The sequence below is a fragment of the Bradyrhizobium cajani genome, from assembly GCF_009759665.1.
GTDB classification, from domain to species: domain Bacteria; phylum Pseudomonadota; class Alphaproteobacteria; order Rhizobiales; family Xanthobacteraceae; genus Bradyrhizobium; species Bradyrhizobium cajani.
This window is the reverse complement of sequence record NZ_WQNE01000020.1, coordinates 79,608-93,346: the sequence shown is the minus strand read 5'-3', so window position 1 is coordinate 93,346 and position 13,739 is coordinate 79,608. Positions and strand designations below refer to the sequence as shown.

Genomic DNA, 13,739 nt, shown 5'->3' with positions numbered 1-13,739 from the left:
CGGAATCGCCGCCGCCTGAACGCGGTGAATGCCGGCATCTTCTGGCGCGCGCAGCCGCCTCGACGATCGCGTCAAGAGCTCGCGATCAACATAAACCTCGCCTGCCCTGTTGCCCGCCCGCGCCATCCCGCGCATATTGTCCCCCATGACAAAGAAGCCTTTTCGCCTCACGCCCTACCAGGTGCAGTTCCTGATCGTCGTCGGCTTCGCCACCGTCGGCTACGCGCTTTACGTGCGCTATCTCGCGATCGAGCTCTCGCAGGTCGCGCTCGCCTGCGACGCCGGGCTTCAGACCATGATCTGCAAGGCGCGCTCGGTCTCGACCGTGCTGTTCAAGAATTCGGTGTTCGGCATCGTCGCACTGGTGGTTGCGACGCTGAACCTGATGCGGCCGTCGATCGTGCTCCTGACCGTCGGCATCATCGCCGCCGGCCTTGGCATCGTGCTCTACAATATCGTGCTGTCGGGCCTTGCGATCGGCGTGCTCATTCTTGGATTTGCTCGGCCCGCGCCCGCCACAGCGTGAGCGCGAACAGCAGGTAGATCGCGCATGTCCATAGCGACTGCCAGTTCTCGCGGCCTTCGCTGAACAGCACATAGATGGCCGACAGCGCCAGCACGCCCGCGAATACCGCCTCCGCGATCGGACGCTGGCCGATCTGCGGCCGGTTCAGCATCAGGATTGCGAACGGCACCACCGCCATCGTCAGCGAGGCGTAGGGGAAGTCGCGGTAGCGCGGGTCGAACACGAAGCCGAGCGCAGTCTGCGCCGCGATCAAGGCGGTCACCGCCAGCGTCAGGCCGAGCACGGCGGTGAGCTTCGACCATTTACGGCCCTCGCGCGGACCGAGCAGATCGAGGAAGGTCGGAAGGCTGCGGCCGATCACCATCGCCTGCGCGCAGAAGATCGGCGACAGGATGCCGGCGAGAAGCAGCGCGCCCCATAGCAGCCAGCCGCCGATGCCGTAGCTCTCGTAATACATCTTGTCGGCGCCGATCCCGAGCAGGATGCCTGCCGTCGTCGCCGAGATGCCGACCCCGAGCCAGGCCGAGAAACGCGGCGTCCAGGGCCTGCGCCGCAGCGTCAGGCCGGCGACCGCGAACACCAGCACGCTGAGGCCCATGCCCGCGCCCATGTACCATTTCCAGTACGGGAAATTGCTGATCGGCTCGCCCGGCGGATATTTCAGGTTCCGCTGCACCGAGTCGAACAGGCCCCAATAGCCGCCGACGGTGCCTTCCAGCCTGCGCTTCCACGGCTGGTCGTAGGCCTCGATCAGGTTGACGCGGAACTTCTGCGCTTTCGCAAGGCCGAGGATTTCCGAGACGACGCGCGCCTGATTGGTGCGTGAGGGCAGCGCGCCGTCGCGCATGCGCCCCTCGCTCGGCCAGCCGGTTTCGCCGATCAGGATTTCCTTGCCCGGAAACGCCACCGCCATGCGCTCGCGGATCGCCACGACATGGCTGGCCGCGAACTTCGCGCGCACCGGGAAGTCCTCCCAGTAAGGCAGGATGTGGATCGTGACGAAATCGACGGCGTCATAGACCTCGCGGTTCTTCAGCCAGTACTCCCAGACGTCGGCATAGGTGACGGGCACGCTGACCTGCGCCTTCACCGAGCGGATCAGGGAGACGAGGTCCGCCGTCGTCATCTCGCCGCGCAGCAGCACCTCGTTGCCGACGATGACCGCGGTGATGATCGCGGGGAATTCCTTGGTGAGGCGAACGGCGAGCGCCATCTGCTCGAAATTCTTGGTGCGGTTGCTGGAGAGCCAGATGCCCTGGAGCACCTTCAGCCCGCCGACCTTGGCGGCAACCGCCGGCACCTGGTCGAGCCCGTTCTCCATCGAATAGGTGCGGACGCAGTCGGTGATCTCTTTGAGCTGGCGCAGATCCTGCTCGATCTGGTCGGCATCGATGTGGGTCCACGCGTTCAGCGGCGACTGTTCGCCGCGGAACGGCGCATAGGAGACGCATTGGACCTTGTCGGCCGGATCGATCGGCGCGCGCGCGAGTGTGATTGGCGTGGCCAGCCACCACCACACGGCAGCAATCGCACCCAGTGAGACGAGCAGAAGCGCCAGTGGCGTACGAAGAGAAATCGGTTCCGTCCTCCGCGAAGGGTCAGTCGATTACCTGCTCGCACGCCATCTGCCAAGGGGGGCGGTGCGGGTGCGGCCCGGGGCCGATCGGCCCGTCCCCGGGGAATTTGGCTGCGGCCGTTCGACCGGGGCCTAGCATCGTGACTTTGCTGGACAAAATTCGAAATACAGGTCATGGACTCGGAAAGACTTTTCCGCCGCATTGGAGACCCATTTGGACGCCATCACACGCCGCGTCCGCGGGATCCTGACGCGGGCGGCCAGCGGATACATTGGGGAATTCATGCGGCAACGGGTGTTCGAGTTACGAAATGCGGGCCTGCGGCAGTTCGCCGCCACCTTGGCCGTCTCCTCCGTTCTCATTCTGGCCGGCCTCGGCGGCGCCGCCGCCCAGAGCGGCACCCCCGCTCCCGACCAGGGCAAGGCCGCCCCTGCCCAGCCCGCCGACGCCGCCGCGAAGGACGCGGCCCAGAACCAGCGCCGCACCGACGAATTCGCGGAAGCAGCCCAGGTCATCAACGGCCCGGCCGGCAACCCCGAATGCGTCTGGCTCGGCCGGCGCGTGGTGCGGCTGATGTGGCGGGATGACCTCGATACCGCGTTCCGCCATCTCGACCTCTACGATCGCTTCGGCTGCCCCGGCGGCCACATCCAGGCGGCGTTCCGCTGCCTGACCCGCTTCGGCGGCCAGATCGATCCCAAGGTCGCCGAGACCCTGGACAGCCGGGTGCACGCTTGCTGGATCAATCCGGCGGCGCAGCCGCAGCAGGCCGCCGCCGCGGCCTCCCAGCCAGCCGCGCCGGCCGCCGCCAATCCGCAAGCCCCGCAGCCGGCCGCGAGCCCCTCGCCTGCGGCAAGCCCGTCGCCTGCTCCCCAGAAATAGCCGCGGCCGTTTCAGCTATCGTTCAGGAACGATCGGCCATAGACGCGGTTGGCACTGCCACGCATTCCAAAAAGGCCATGCCCTCATAAGGACATGAGGCCATGACAGTTGTGAAACCGCGTGGCAGAGATATGCTCCATTTGCCGCGGACTCGGTCGGATCTCGGGGTCGGATCCGCTTCCCTGCCACCTCAGCCCCTTTTGGTTTAGCCGCGATGCGCGTTGTCGCCGCCGTTCTGTTGCTCGTGTCCGTGCTCCACGCCGGCCTCTGGGGGGTCTTGCGCGACAAGCAGCCTGCTCCCGATTTCAATCGGCTGCTGCCGAGCCTCTCTTATACTCCGTTCGAACCAGGCCATGTCGTGGACAACAATGTCGATCCCGACAAGATTCGCGCCGACATGAAAAAACTCTCCACCATGACGCGTGCCATCCGCTCGTACTCTGCGACGGAAGGCAACGAGCTGGTGCCACCAATCGCCGCAGAGTTCGGCCTCAAGGTCACCGTCGGCGCCTGGATCGACAAGGACCCGGACCGCAACGAGCGCGAGATCAAGGCCGCGATCGAGCTCGCCCGCAAGAACAGCAACGTCGTCGGCGTCGTGGTCGGCAACGAGGTGATCTACCGCGGCGAGCAGAAGGTCGAAGACCTCATCAACATGATCAAGAAGGTCAAGGGCTCGGTCCGCGTGCCCGTCACGACCGGCGAGATCTGGAACATCTGGCGCGACAATCCCGACCTTGCCTCCAACGTCGACTTCATCGCCGCCCACGTGCTGCCCTACTGGGAAAACTTCCGCTCGGACCAGGCGGTCGATCAGGCCGTGGACCGCTACAACCTTTTGCGCAACCAGTTCCCGGGCAAGCGCATCGTCATCGCCGAGTTCGGCTGGCCGAGCGCGGGCTATAACTTACGCAACGCAGACCCCGGTCCTTTCCAGCAGGCGCTGACGCTGCGTAACTTCGTCGTCCGCGCCGAAGCGCTCGGCATGGACTACAACATCGTCGAAGCGATCGATCAGCCCTGGAAGTACTTTGAAGGTGGCGTCGGCCCCTACTGGGGCATCCTCAACGCCAGCCGCGAGCCGAAATTCGCCTGGACCGGCCCGGTCGTGAACCCCGACTATTGGAAGCTGATGACGATCGCCTTGCTGGTCGGCATCCTCTTGTCGCTGCCGATCCTGCGGCTGGAGAAGCCGACCGCGAAACAGGCCTTCCTGCTGTCGGCAACCGCCAACGGCGTCGGCGCCTGGGCCGCAACCGTGTTCGCGTTCTGGAACAGCCATTATTTCATCTTCGGCTCGGCCTTCGCGCTGACGCTCGGCATGATCCTGCTTGTTCCCCTCGTTCTCATCGCGATGGCCCGCATCGACGAGATCGCGGCGGTCGCCTTCGGCCGGTCGCCGCAGCGGCTGCTCGCCAAGGGCAAGCCGGTGGAGAACGTGCCCGAGAATTACTACCCGAAGGTCTCGATCCACATCCCCGCCTATTTCGAGCCGGTGGAGATGCTCAAGCAGACGCTCGATGCGCTGTCGCGGCTGAACTATCCGAACTACGAATGCGTGGTCATCATCAACAACACGCCTGATCCCGCCTTCTGGCAGCCGATCCAGGACCACTGCCGCGCGCTCGGTGAGCGCTTCAAGTTCATCAACGCCGAGAAGGTGCAGGGCTTCAAGGCCGGCGCGCTGCGCATCGCCATGGACCGCACGGCGGCGGACGCCGAGATCATCGGCATCCTCGATGCCGACTATGTCGTCGATCCCGACTGGCTGAAGGACCTGGTGCCGGCCTTCGCAGATCCGCGCGTCGGCCTCGTGCAGGCGCCGCAGGAGCATCGCGACGGCGACCTGTCGATCATGCACTACATCATGAACGGCGAATATGCCGGCTTCTTCGACATCGGCATGGTCCAGCGCAACGAGGCCAATGCCATCATCGTGCACGGCACGATGTGCCTGATCCGCCGCGCCGCGATGGACATGGCCGGCGGCTGGTCGTCCGACACGATCTGCGAGGACTCTGATCTCGGCCTTGCGATCCAGGAGCTCGGCTGGACCACCCACTACACCAACCACCGCTACGGCCAGGGCCTGCTCCCCGACACCTACGAGGCGTTCAAGAAGCAGCGCCACCGCTGGGCCTATGGCGGCCTCCAGATCGTAAAGAAGCACTGGCGGCACTTCCTGCCCGGGAAGAGCCGGCTGACGCCCGACCAGAAGCGTGAATATGGTCTCGGCTGGCTGAACTGGCTGGGCGCCGAAAGCCTCGGCGTGGTCGTGGCGCTGCTCAACCTCGTCTGGGTGCCGATCGTCGCCTTTGCCGACATCGCCATCCCCGACAAGATCCTGACGCTGCCGATCATCGGCGCCTTCATCGTCTCGCTGGCGCACTTCCTGTCGATGTACCGCGCCCGCGTCGCGATCAGGCCCGGCCAGATGCTGGGCGCCATGATCGCGGCGATGAGCGTGCAGTGGACGGTCTCGCGCGCCGTCGCGCAGGGCCTGATCACCGAGCACATCGCCTTCGCGCGCACCTCCAAGGGCGGCCTGTCCCGGATGTCGATCGAGTTCCAGGCGTTCTGGGAAGCCGTGATCGGCACCCTGCTGGTGATTGGCGCCGGCGTGCTGATCGCCTCCAACAGTTTCCGGCAGATCACCGAGATCTACATCTTCGCCGGCGTCCTGGTGCTGCAAAGCCTGCCGTTCCTCGCGGCGGTGGCGATCGCCATCCTCGAGCTCAGCCGCATCAACTCGTTCCAGTTCTGGCGCGACAGCGCGATCCGCACCGCCGAACTGATTGGCCTGCGCCCGGTCGCCCTGCCGGCCCCCGGCACGGCGCAGGCCGTGCCGAGCGAGGTCCGGCGGGAGACGAACTGACGGGGCGAATGCCCCGCGGCGTATCCTTCGAGACGCCCGCCGACGGCGGGCCCTCAGGATGAGGTCGGGTTTGCGGCGAGATTTTAGACCCTCATGGTGAGGAGCCCGCCAAGGCGGGCGTCTCGAACCATGCAGGCCGAGCTCAGCCGGCAGCGTCCTCCCTTCGTGCCGGTGCCCACCCGCTCTTCGGCGTGGATGACGGCCGACCAATCAGGTTGAGAATCGCAACTTAAGCGACGGAAACCACAAGCAAATCCCCGCCCCTGCCATGAACTTTGGCAGCCACCCGCACTATTGACCTCAGCGCCCCAGCCTCCTACACAGCGCGAGCCGAAAGCATGATCCGGAAACAGCCGGTTTTCCCCGCGACGCCAAGTGGCGGCAAGACATGCTTCTCGAAATGACCGAAGACGATGGCGATCTCTGAAAAGCCATCAGCGGCCATGGGAGCGCGTAGCTCAGCCGGTAGAGCACGTGACTTTTAATCACGGGGTCCTGGGTTCGAGCCCCAGCGCGCTCACCATCAAAATCAAAGACTTAGCCTGCAAACGTCCCTCCTCTCATCTCCCCTGTGTGGGCGCCGTGTTGGCAAATCGATTGCCGCGCTCGCGGCGGGCGCTGCGTCCAGGATCGGGGGCGTGAGATGGGCTGGATCCTGTTGGCAGTGGTGTTCGCGCTGGTCGTGCTCGGCGTCGTGTGGTTCAGGCACGTCACACGCGACGTCGACGCCGAGTATTGAGCGGCTGGACCTTCCACACCCACGACGCGCAGTAGCTCTCGCGCGTTCTGCGGCCCTAGGGATTGATAATTTGACTCTCGCCGCCGGCGCGCTTCGATGGCGGCATGCCCCGTCCTGTCCGCCGCCACACGCCCACGTACGCCGACGGCCGGCCGGTCAAAATCACGTTCGGCGAGATGCGCGAGATGGGCTTGCGCGGCGTCCTGATCTATTGCGCCGATTACAGGTGCAGCCATCATGTCGCCGTCAGCGCCGATTGCTGGCCTGATGCGGTACGGCTGTCCGACATCGAGGGCCGCTTTACCTGTACCGCTTGCGGCCGGCGCGGGGCTGAGGTCAGGCCGGATTTCAGGTCGGGCCGGCCGCCGATAGCGGCGATGGGTCACCGATGAGGTTCTGCGCGCGTTGCGACAACTGCCGATGGGTTTGCGAAAACCATCCCGGCCGGCCTTGGGAGGGGCCGCGCGCCTGCACATGCGGTGGTGCCGGCATGCCATGCCCGGTATGCAATCGGACTGATCCAGAGGATCCTGACGACGTGCCGGAGATGCCGGAGGATTTCGTTCCCGACGAGAAGCTTAAATGAGCAATCGGGGCTGGGGGCGGCCTTTCGAAGATCCGATTGAGGTCGACGGGCGCAAGCTCCTGACGCTGCGCGATGCCGGCGAGTACATCGCCACGCTGCCGAAGAAAGAGCACGCCGCGCGTGAATGGCAGGCCGCGATGGAAGCGTTGATCCTGGTGGCGGAAAGCGGCGGCCCGACGATGTTTGCCCGGATCGGCATCATACGGGCGTTGAACCGACACTTTGTCCCCGAGTTAAACCCGAAGGGAAAAGAACCGCATTGGGGCCGGCGCAAGCTGAAGAGGAATCAATGACCGTCTTCGTCTATGTGAATACCGCCAAACAGGTCGGCGACATCGATCACATCAAGGTCTTCTCCACCATCGACGCCGCGGAAACGTGGTTCGAGGAAAACGACCCCGAAGGCGTCGCATTCGAGTACGACGTGATAGGCCCGCCTGCGTGAACCGGCGCTGACCTACCCGCTTGTTATGGCACGCCGTGAAACCATTTTCCTTGGGCCACGAAGTCCGCCTGAAACAAACGAGGCCCAGCATAGGATATTCCAGCGCATGTCCCAAAGGGAACTACCTCTATGATCAGCCCAACGTGGACTCGCAAAGCACGCAAGCTCGTTATCGTAAATTTGCTCGTCGGCGCGGCCGCTCTGTTAGGATTGGCCGCTCGCGACCCGGTCTCAAGTGCTGCCCTCGGTAGTGAGTGGCAATGCAGCAAAGCGGCATTTCTCGTAACGACCTGTACTCACGTGGCTGACGAAGCTATGACGCAAAAAACGGCTGCGCTCGATTAGCCGGCAAGCCAGCTGAGCCAACGCTGATTGTTCCCGCCAAAACCCGAGACTGACAAAGCGCGGGACCGAAGCCCCGCGCCATAGTCGTTCACCGTTTCAGTCGGCGAGCATGCGTCGCCAGCCGCCGCCGGTTGCGCTTCCTGTGGGTCCGGCGCCGGCGCTTCATTGGTCGCGCTCCGCCAAAATGCGGCGGATCTCGGCCGTTACGATCGCCTGGTGCTCGGGCGTGAGCTGCGCATACTTCGCCACGAGGGCTGAAGGGCTCGGTACTGCCGCCAGCCGGGTTCGCCGCGCGTCGACCATCTGCTTCAGCCCACTCAGGCTGCCGGTGAGCATCCAGTCGTAGCTGATGCGGTGCCGGTTGCAGTAGCCCGCCAGCGCCTCCGACATGGTGGGGCCGACCTTGGGCGGTGCTTCGATCCCCCAATCGTTTGCGAGCCACTGGAGGCGTCTGGCGATATGCCGCGACGAGCTGGCGCCGTCCGAGCTCAGCCGCCCCAACGCGGTCTCCCTGCGCTTGCGGAGCCGCTTGGCGGCGTTCCGGCGGCGGGTGATGGCCCGGCGGCTAGGCTGCTTCTGCTTTGCTCTCGCCATGGCTCAGCCCTCCGCAGCCTTGACCAGCACGGCGGCGAGCGCAGCGGCCAGCCTGGCTTCTGCCCTGGTCAGAAGATCCTCCCGGGCCGCGGCGTGCTCCCGATCGCGCCGGAGCTGTTCGCGGATTGCGTTCAGCTTGGTCGCCGCCTTGTGGAGGTCACAGCCCACATCCCGGACCAGGTCGGCCTCGGACGACGCCAGGATCAGGTCATAGCTGCGGAAGACGTAGGTGTGCATGCTGGCGACCGAGCGGCGGCGGCCGGCGGGCGGCAGATCGAGCTTGGAGACGCTCTCCGGCGGCAGTGTGCTGGCACGGACGTAGGCGAACGAGGGATTGCCCAGCGGCGCGAGATTGCACCCTGGGAAGGCGATGACGTTGCTCATGCCATGGCTCCCTGCTGCCAGTCTTGCGAACCGAGCTGCTCGAGGGCGCCATCGAGATCGCCTATCCCGGTCTCGCCGTCGTCTATCTCGAGCTCCGTGGTCACGTATGAATCGGTCTCGTCGAGGAAGGCGATCAGCCGCTCGATCTCGGCGGACGCCCGTTTCCTGAGTCTGGCGAGGTCGCTGAGGGCCTTTACCCGCCGCCGCTGTCGGATAGCGGGGCGGTGGGAAAACGAATCCACGGACTCCGCTCGCGGCGGAAGCACCGGTCGTTCTATGGACATGGTGGTTCTCTCGGTTCGGCCGATCAAAGCCGTCGCCGGTATCAGACCGGCAGCCGGGGGTTGATCACCAGCCGAGAAGACTGGTCGAGACGCTTTTAAGGGTTTCCCCTCTGGACAGCACGCTCGCCCCCGGCCAATATGGTCGGGTTCGGAGCCGCGCCGCCAAGCGCGTCCGTTGAGCCGCAAAGGCTCGTCAGCCGCCGCCCAACGCTGCCAGGCGTCAGGGCAAATTCCTGCCAGGGAATGCGGCTCTATTCTCGGTCCGGGTGATCAAACCCAACTGCCATCCCACCATGATTTGGTGAATTTTGTCTATCCCCTTCCGGGGGCGCCTCGGCGCGCGCCGGGTTCTAGGATTTCCCCAGGGGTGCCGGCGCGGCGTCACGCGGGCTTAATCCCAAAGGCCGCGGCTCACATTGTCGCCCCTGACCCCCGAGCCATCATCGAACAGGGCCTCGTCTAGCGAGAGCAGCGGGCTGTCGCCAAACTTGCGGTACTTTGTCGGAAATTGCTTCGCGTGCTCTTGGATGAACCATTTGACACGCTGAGGAGCGTCTGATCGCTTCAGCGCTCCCGTCAAAATGTCCTCGATGATGCGGCTCACGATCTCGTCGGGATCTGAGACATACGCGGGGATCAAGGCTCGGATCGCGGCGTAGTCGTTTGCTTCTTCTCGACGCGCCGCTGTTATTGCGCGCGTGCGCAGTAGAGACCACCGCAATGTCTGCGCTCTCGAAACGCTATCCGCCGTATGCTCCCTCACAAACCGATCGAATTCCGGATCGGCCTTGCGAGCATTGTAGAAGTACACCGAGTTGCAGATCACCTTTCGCTTCTTTCCGCGCAACCATTGACCGGTGATTTCGGCGATGGGCTTTTGGGCCACAAGCATGGCCTTCACCTCCCGCAGCTTCTCCGGCGGTTCGCATTTGTTTCTCGCAGCATCTCTGCAAACTACGCACTGTCTTATCCTCCATCCCTGTTTAGTGACACGCATCCGCGCATCAGCGAGAGAGTGGCCACGCTTGCAATGCGTGAGCTTGCGGAGACGGGAGCCTTTTCCGATACGCGCGTTTTCTCTTGAGATGCGCCACGCCGCTGCTCCCCAACTGGGATTCAGTTCGCAATGCTTCTTGAAGCGCTCATAGCTGACAATGGCCGGTCCGAATTCCTTCATTCCAGAAGTCAGCTTTCGGATCGTGCTCCCGCCGATCAATTTTCCCATGAACTCAATCGCCAGTTCGGACGGAATGCCGGGCGGCACGTTGCGCCACTTCAACTCGGCGATGCGGTGAAGATCGGAGCGAGATAATCGGACGTCTGCCATATTCGCCTCCACAAGCGCGGAATTGCGCTCGCGAAAGCGGCTCCTGAGTCGCGGCAGGTCAAAGGCTTTGGCGAGGCTATCCACCGGCTGTGAATAGGTGGGACAAACGGGAATCGGTCCGTTAATGCGCGCCCCGCGTGTCATCATTCAGGTGATTTCGAATCACGCTGGAGGTTGAGAGTGTCCGTCGAATGGTGGGTAGTGTTTGTAACCCTCGCAGGCCCGATCCTGGCCGTGCAGACGCAGAAGTTCATCGAACGCGCTGGAGATCGCAAGAGGCGCAGAGAAGCAATCTTCGTGGCCCTCATGGCAAATCGCGCAACTAGAATATCGCCCGAGTTTGTGAGGGGGCTGAACCTGATAGACATTGAATTCTTGCCAGCAGGCTTCGGCGGAGCCAAAGATCGCAAGGTCATCGACGCTTGGCAGGAATTCCTTGGCGAGCTTACCCATGGGACAACAATTGGAGCTGATCAGCCATCGATAGCCGCTTGGAATCAGCGATGCGAGGACAAGGTCGTTGAGCTGCTTTATGCCATGTCGGTATCGCTCAACTATTCCCTGACGCGCGAACAACTCCGGCGTGGCATCTACCATCCTCAAGGAGCTGTCGAGCGCGAGCAGGCGCAACTCGAGATCCTCCACGGCCTAAGGAAGTTGCTCACCGGCCAAGCCTCGATACCCATGGCCATCAAAGAGCTCCCCACCACTCCGGAGTTCGCTCAGGCACAAGTCGACTTCATCAGGAAAGCCGCCGGCGCATATGACGAAAAAAGCGGCGCCCTGCGAATCAAGGACGTCAAGTGAGATGCCGTTCAAACCATGGGTCAAAAACATCTCGCCGCTCGCCTGGATGCTTGGCGCGTCTGCAGCTGCGAACGTCCTCACCATGTTCGGCGTGCTCTACATCGCTTTCGGCACGCCAAGGGTATCCGTAAGTGACGGATGGGTAAGCGCCTACATACGCAACGAGGTTGGCGTCAAAGTCCTGAACCGGGTCGATGTTCGGGAGCCTGTGCGCGTGCAGGTCGGCCCATGAGGCTCAACCGGATCGGCCGCCGCACGATCATCTGCATGGCCGGGATCATTGCTATCGTGATCCTTTGGAAACTGCTCGAAGGGCTAAAATGACAACGTTGCGACACTTCATAACTTCACCGATCGACGACTGCCGGCGTCACGTCGATCATCAGCCCGGACTTTTCGGCGGCTCGTGGCGCCTCGTGCTCGATCGCCGATTTGCCTACATCAGCCACGACCTTGCTGGTGTTGCCGGTGTTCACGACAATGACGAATCCCGGCACGCGAGGACGCTCTTGCGCCAGCAGCGGCTTGTTCTCGGGTGAGATGCCGGCCAGGCCGAGAACGAACGAGCTGGCACGGTCGCGAACAATAGCTGAATCGCAGTCGAGCAGCTCGGTTTTAACGGCGCCTGCACGTGCTGCGGAGATCGAGAGATTGCGGAGCGTTCGATTTCTCAGGACTTCCGCAATGTGAGGCTTTCCGAGCTCGCGCGACAGGTGCTCGCGGCTCAGGCCTGCTTTCCTCGCTGCAGCCGCGACGGTTTTGACGTCGCCGGATACGAGGGCCTCAATGGCCTTTTTGACTTTCGCCGTGATCGGCTTTCGCTTCTCTCTGGTCATGGCGAAACTGTCTTCATGGGCTCGTCGTCGGATCCCAAATCAATGACATAGCCGGCCCTAACCTCGATGTTGAAACTGACGCTCGGCTCTCTCGCCGGCGAATGGCCGGCCAGGCCCAGGATGAAGCTCGAAGCGCGATCGCGCACCATGTCGTTCGCACTGTCGAGCAAATCCACCTTGGTGGCGCCGGCGCGCGCGCTGCTCACGGCCAGATTGCGCGCGACCTTCTCCTGCAGGAGATTGGCGATATGCGGCTTGCTGAGTTCGCGGGAGAGATGTTCGCGGGAGAGCCCCGCCTGTTCGGCCGCAGCGGTGATTGTCTTGGCGTCACCGCGCACCATGGCGTCGATGGCGGTGCGGATCTTCTTGGAGATCGGCTTCGGCTTGGCCGGCTTGTCTGCCGTGGTCGCTGGAGTGTTGCTCATTTGGAGGTCGCTTCGTCAATTGGCTTCGTACAGGCCGGTGATCGCGATCACGTCGCCGTTGGCCATGCCGAGAGTGCCGTCAAACTTGGTCAGGCTGGTGATGGAGTTGTTGGGCGTGGCATCGGAGCGGATGCGGCCGGTGAAGTTCTGTCCGACGACCACGTTCTTGCCCTGGATCGACATCTCGATGGAGGCAACGGGATTGACCGGAAGCGAGATGTTCAGACCGGTTACGCAGGTGCCGAGCGTGGTGATCGTAACGACGACGCGAAGGAAGACCGTCTTTCCGAGTTGCTTGTAAGAGCCCGTGGCGGAAGCAGACGTGAGAGTCCCTGATACGCAGCTGAGCGTCGGGCTGTAGGATGTCCACGCCGTGCCGGTGTCGCCGGTGCCTCCGTTGGCGACGGCCAGAGTGCCAGTCAGCGCGGGATTGATGGCGGCAGTGCCGTCGAAGTTGACGCCGGTGGCGGTCAGGCCGGTCGAGCCGCCGATGCCGATGGCGCGCGCGGTTGCCAGCTTGGTCGCATTGCCGGCGGTGAGCGACGCCGCGGTGCCGGTGATGTTCGTGCCCACCATCGACGACGGCGTGCCGCCGGCACCGTTGAACAGCACGGGCGCGCCGGCCGAACCCGTGTTGATCGCGAGCGCCGCGGCGATGCCCGTGCCGAGGCCGGTGACGCTGGCAATGGCTGGCGTGCAGACGCTCTGGGTGGCGGTCGTGACCAGGCCCTTGCCGTTGACCGTGACAGCCGCGCATTGCGTGGTCGAGCCGAACGTGCCGGGGCTGGCATTGACCGTGCCGAACGTGAACACGCCGGCATTGTTCATGGTCAGGTCGCCGGACGGCACGACCGCCGTGGCCTGGTTGCTGACGTTGCCGACGTAGATGTTGCCATTGGTCAACGGCAGGCCGCCCAAGAGAACGTTCTGCACATAGGCGGTCGTTGCGACACGGTTGTTGTTGGTGGACGTTGGCACGGTCGGGGCGACCAGAGCAAGGTTCGACTGGTTCTCGGCGCCGGCGGGGTAGCTCGGATACTGTGCTGCGGCGGGAGAGCACAACGCCGCCGCAGCCACCAGTGCCGAAAGAAAGCTTCGCATCATTGC

The 13,739-nt window shown here is 63.7% G+C and carries 16 protein-coding genes and 1 tRNA gene; 9 read left to right on the top strand and 8 right to left on the bottom strand.

Features of this window, described 5'->3' with window-relative positions:
- Window positions 1-145 precede the first annotated feature (145 nt).
- Window positions 146-526, top strand: a complete 381-nt coding sequence (locus GPL20_RS23125) for a hypothetical protein (RefSeq protein ID WP_157331896.1) — start codon at window positions 146-148, stop codon at window positions 524-526.
- Here the strand turns inward: GPL20_RS23125 and GPL20_RS23120 are convergent.
- A complete protein-coding gene (locus GPL20_RS23120) occupies window positions 486-2,045 on the bottom strand; it encodes a glycoside hydrolase family 17 protein (RefSeq protein WP_254125587.1) in 1,560 nt (519 codons plus the stop codon). The genes GPL20_RS23125 and GPL20_RS23120 overlap by 41 nt on opposite strands.
- Window positions 2,046-2,385: 340 nt before the next feature.
- Between GPL20_RS23120 and GPL20_RS23115 the strand changes: the two genes are divergently transcribed.
- The 6 genes from GPL20_RS23115 (at window position 2,386) to GPL20_RS38930 (ending at window position 7,630) form a co-directional block, all read left to right on the top strand.
- Complete coding sequence (locus GPL20_RS23115) at window positions 2,386-2,985, top strand: beta-1-3, beta-1-6-glucan biosynthesis protein (protein ID WP_157332003.1); 600 nt, start codon at window positions 2,386-2,388, stop codon at window positions 2,983-2,985.
- Window positions 2,986-3,199: 214 nt separating this feature from the next.
- Window positions 3,200-5,860 carry a glycosyltransferase gene (locus GPL20_RS23110; protein WP_157331894.1) on the top strand — a complete coding sequence of 887 codons (2,661 nt, stop codon included), beginning with the start codon at window positions 3,200-3,202 and terminating at the stop codon, window positions 5,858-5,860.
- Window positions 5,861-6,307: 447 nt separating this feature from the next.
- Window positions 6,308-6,383 (top strand) — tRNA-Lys (locus GPL20_RS23105).
- A 320-nt stretch (window positions 6,384-6,703) separates the two neighbouring features.
- On the top strand, window positions 6,704-6,991 hold the full coding sequence (locus tag GPL20_RS23100; RefSeq protein ID WP_157331892.1) for a hypothetical protein: 288 nt from the start codon (window positions 6,704-6,706) through the stop codon (window positions 6,989-6,991).
- A gap of 190 nt (window positions 6,992-7,181) precedes the next feature.
- Complete coding sequence (locus GPL20_RS23095; RefSeq protein WP_157331890.1) at window positions 7,182-7,478, top strand: hypothetical protein; 297 nt, start codon at window positions 7,182-7,184, stop codon at window positions 7,476-7,478.
- Window positions 7,475-7,630 (top strand): hypothetical protein, encoded by a 156-nt coding sequence (locus tag GPL20_RS38930; RefSeq protein WP_167533164.1) that lies wholly within the window; start codon window positions 7,475-7,477, stop codon window positions 7,628-7,630. Before GPL20_RS23095 ends, GPL20_RS38930 begins: the two co-directional genes overlap by 4 nt.
- A gap of 507 nt (window positions 7,631-8,137) precedes the next feature.
- On the opposite strand, the gene GPL20_RS23090 is transcribed toward GPL20_RS38930, so the two are convergent.
- The 4 genes from GPL20_RS23090 to GPL20_RS23075 form a co-directional block, all read right to left on the bottom strand.
- A complete protein-coding gene (locus GPL20_RS23090; protein WP_157331888.1) occupies window positions 8,138-8,569 on the bottom strand; it encodes a hypothetical protein in 432 nt (143 codons plus the stop codon).
- Between the two features lie 3 nt (window positions 8,570-8,572).
- On the bottom strand, window positions 8,573-8,953 hold the full coding sequence (locus GPL20_RS23085; protein WP_157331886.1) for a hypothetical protein: 381 nt from the start codon (window positions 8,951-8,953) through the stop codon (window positions 8,573-8,575).
- Complete coding sequence (locus GPL20_RS23080) at window positions 8,950-9,195, bottom strand: hypothetical protein (protein WP_167533163.1); 246 nt, start codon at window positions 9,193-9,195, stop codon at window positions 8,950-8,952. Before GPL20_RS23080 ends, GPL20_RS23085 begins: the two co-directional genes overlap by 4 nt.
- Before the next feature lie 433 nt (window positions 9,196-9,628).
- Complete coding sequence (locus GPL20_RS23075; RefSeq protein ID WP_157331884.1) at window positions 9,629-10,564, bottom strand: hypothetical protein; 936 nt, start codon at window positions 10,562-10,564, stop codon at window positions 9,629-9,631.
- A gap of 180 nt (window positions 10,565-10,744) precedes the next feature.
- Here GPL20_RS23075 and GPL20_RS23070 point away from each other — a divergent pair, with 180 nt between their 5' ends.
- Entirely contained in the window at window positions 10,745-11,371 is a 627-nt protein-coding gene (locus GPL20_RS23070; protein ID WP_157331882.1) for a DUF6680 family protein, read from the top strand.
- A gap of 1 nt (window position 11,372) precedes the next feature.
- A complete protein-coding gene (locus GPL20_RS23065) occupies window positions 11,373-11,603 on the top strand; it encodes a hypothetical protein (RefSeq protein WP_157331880.1) in 231 nt (76 codons plus the stop codon).
- 115 nt (window positions 11,604-11,718) lie between these two features.
- Here the strand turns inward: GPL20_RS23065 and GPL20_RS23060 are convergent, their stop codons facing one another.
- From GPL20_RS23060 to GPL20_RS23050, 3 genes are read right to left on the bottom strand one after another with little or no spacing between them, the layout of a single operon-like run.
- Window positions 11,719-12,207 carry a hypothetical protein gene (locus tag GPL20_RS23060; RefSeq protein WP_157331878.1) on the bottom strand — a complete coding sequence of 163 codons (489 nt, stop codon included), beginning with the start codon at window positions 12,205-12,207 and terminating at the stop codon, window positions 11,719-11,721.
- Window positions 12,204-12,632: a hypothetical protein gene (locus GPL20_RS23055; RefSeq protein WP_157331876.1), complete on the bottom strand. Its 429-nt coding sequence runs from the start codon at window positions 12,630-12,632 to the stop codon at window positions 12,204-12,206. The genes GPL20_RS23060 and GPL20_RS23055 overlap by 4 nt, the downstream gene beginning before the upstream one ends.
- A 15-nt stretch (window positions 12,633-12,647) precedes the next feature.
- The gene (locus GPL20_RS23050) at window positions 12,648-13,736 is read right to left on the bottom strand and encodes a hypothetical protein (RefSeq protein ID WP_157331874.1); all 1,089 of its coding nucleotides are present in this window, start codon (window positions 13,734-13,736) and stop codon (window positions 12,648-12,650) included.
- Window positions 13,737-13,739: the final 3 nt, after the last annotated feature.

What these genes read in the sequence shown, in the direction of transcription:
- GPL20_RS23075 (WP_157331884.1), bottom strand. Translation starts at nt 10,564, where the DNA reads ATGGCAGACGTCCGATTATCTCGCTCCGATCTTCACCGCATCGCCGAG.
- GPL20_RS23125 (WP_157331896.1), top strand. Translation starts at nt 146, where the DNA reads ATGACAAAGAAGCCTTTTCGCCTCACGCCCTACCAGGTGCAGTTCCTG.
- GPL20_RS23115 (WP_157332003.1), top strand. Translation starts at nt 2,386, where the DNA reads ATGCGGCAACGGGTGTTCGAGTTACGAAATGCGGGCCTGCGGCAGTTC.
- GPL20_RS23085 (WP_157331886.1), bottom strand. Translation starts at nt 8,953, where the DNA reads ATGAGCAACGTCATCGCCTTCCCAGGGTGCAATCTCGCGCCGCTGGGC.
- GPL20_RS38930 (WP_167533164.1), top strand. Translation starts at nt 7,475, where the DNA reads ATGACCGTCTTCGTCTATGTGAATACCGCCAAACAGGTCGGCGACATC.
- GPL20_RS23100 (WP_157331892.1), top strand. Translation starts at nt 6,704, where the DNA reads ATGCCCCGTCCTGTCCGCCGCCACACGCCCACGTACGCCGACGGCCGG.
- GPL20_RS23110 (WP_157331894.1), top strand. Translation starts at nt 3,200, where the DNA reads ATGCGCGTTGTCGCCGCCGTTCTGTTGCTCGTGTCCGTGCTCCACGCC.
- GPL20_RS23055 (WP_157331876.1), bottom strand. Translation starts at nt 12,632, where the DNA reads ATGAGCAACACTCCAGCGACCACGGCAGACAAGCCGGCCAAGCCGAAG.
- GPL20_RS23095 (WP_157331890.1), top strand. Translation starts at nt 7,182, where the DNA reads ATGAGCAATCGGGGCTGGGGGCGGCCTTTCGAAGATCCGATTGAGGTC.
- GPL20_RS23050 (WP_157331874.1), bottom strand. Translation starts at nt 13,736, where the DNA reads ATGATGCGAAGCTTTCTTTCGGCACTGGTGGCTGCGGCGGCGTTGTGC.
- GPL20_RS23065 (WP_157331880.1), top strand. Translation starts at nt 11,373, where the DNA reads ATGCCGTTCAAACCATGGGTCAAAAACATCTCGCCGCTCGCCTGGATG.
- GPL20_RS23090 (WP_157331888.1), bottom strand. Translation starts at nt 8,569, where the DNA reads ATGGCGAGAGCAAAGCAGAAGCAGCCTAGCCGCCGGGCCATCACCCGC.
- GPL20_RS23060 (WP_157331878.1), bottom strand. Translation starts at nt 12,207, where the DNA reads ATGACCAGAGAGAAGCGAAAGCCGATCACGGCGAAAGTCAAAAAGGCC.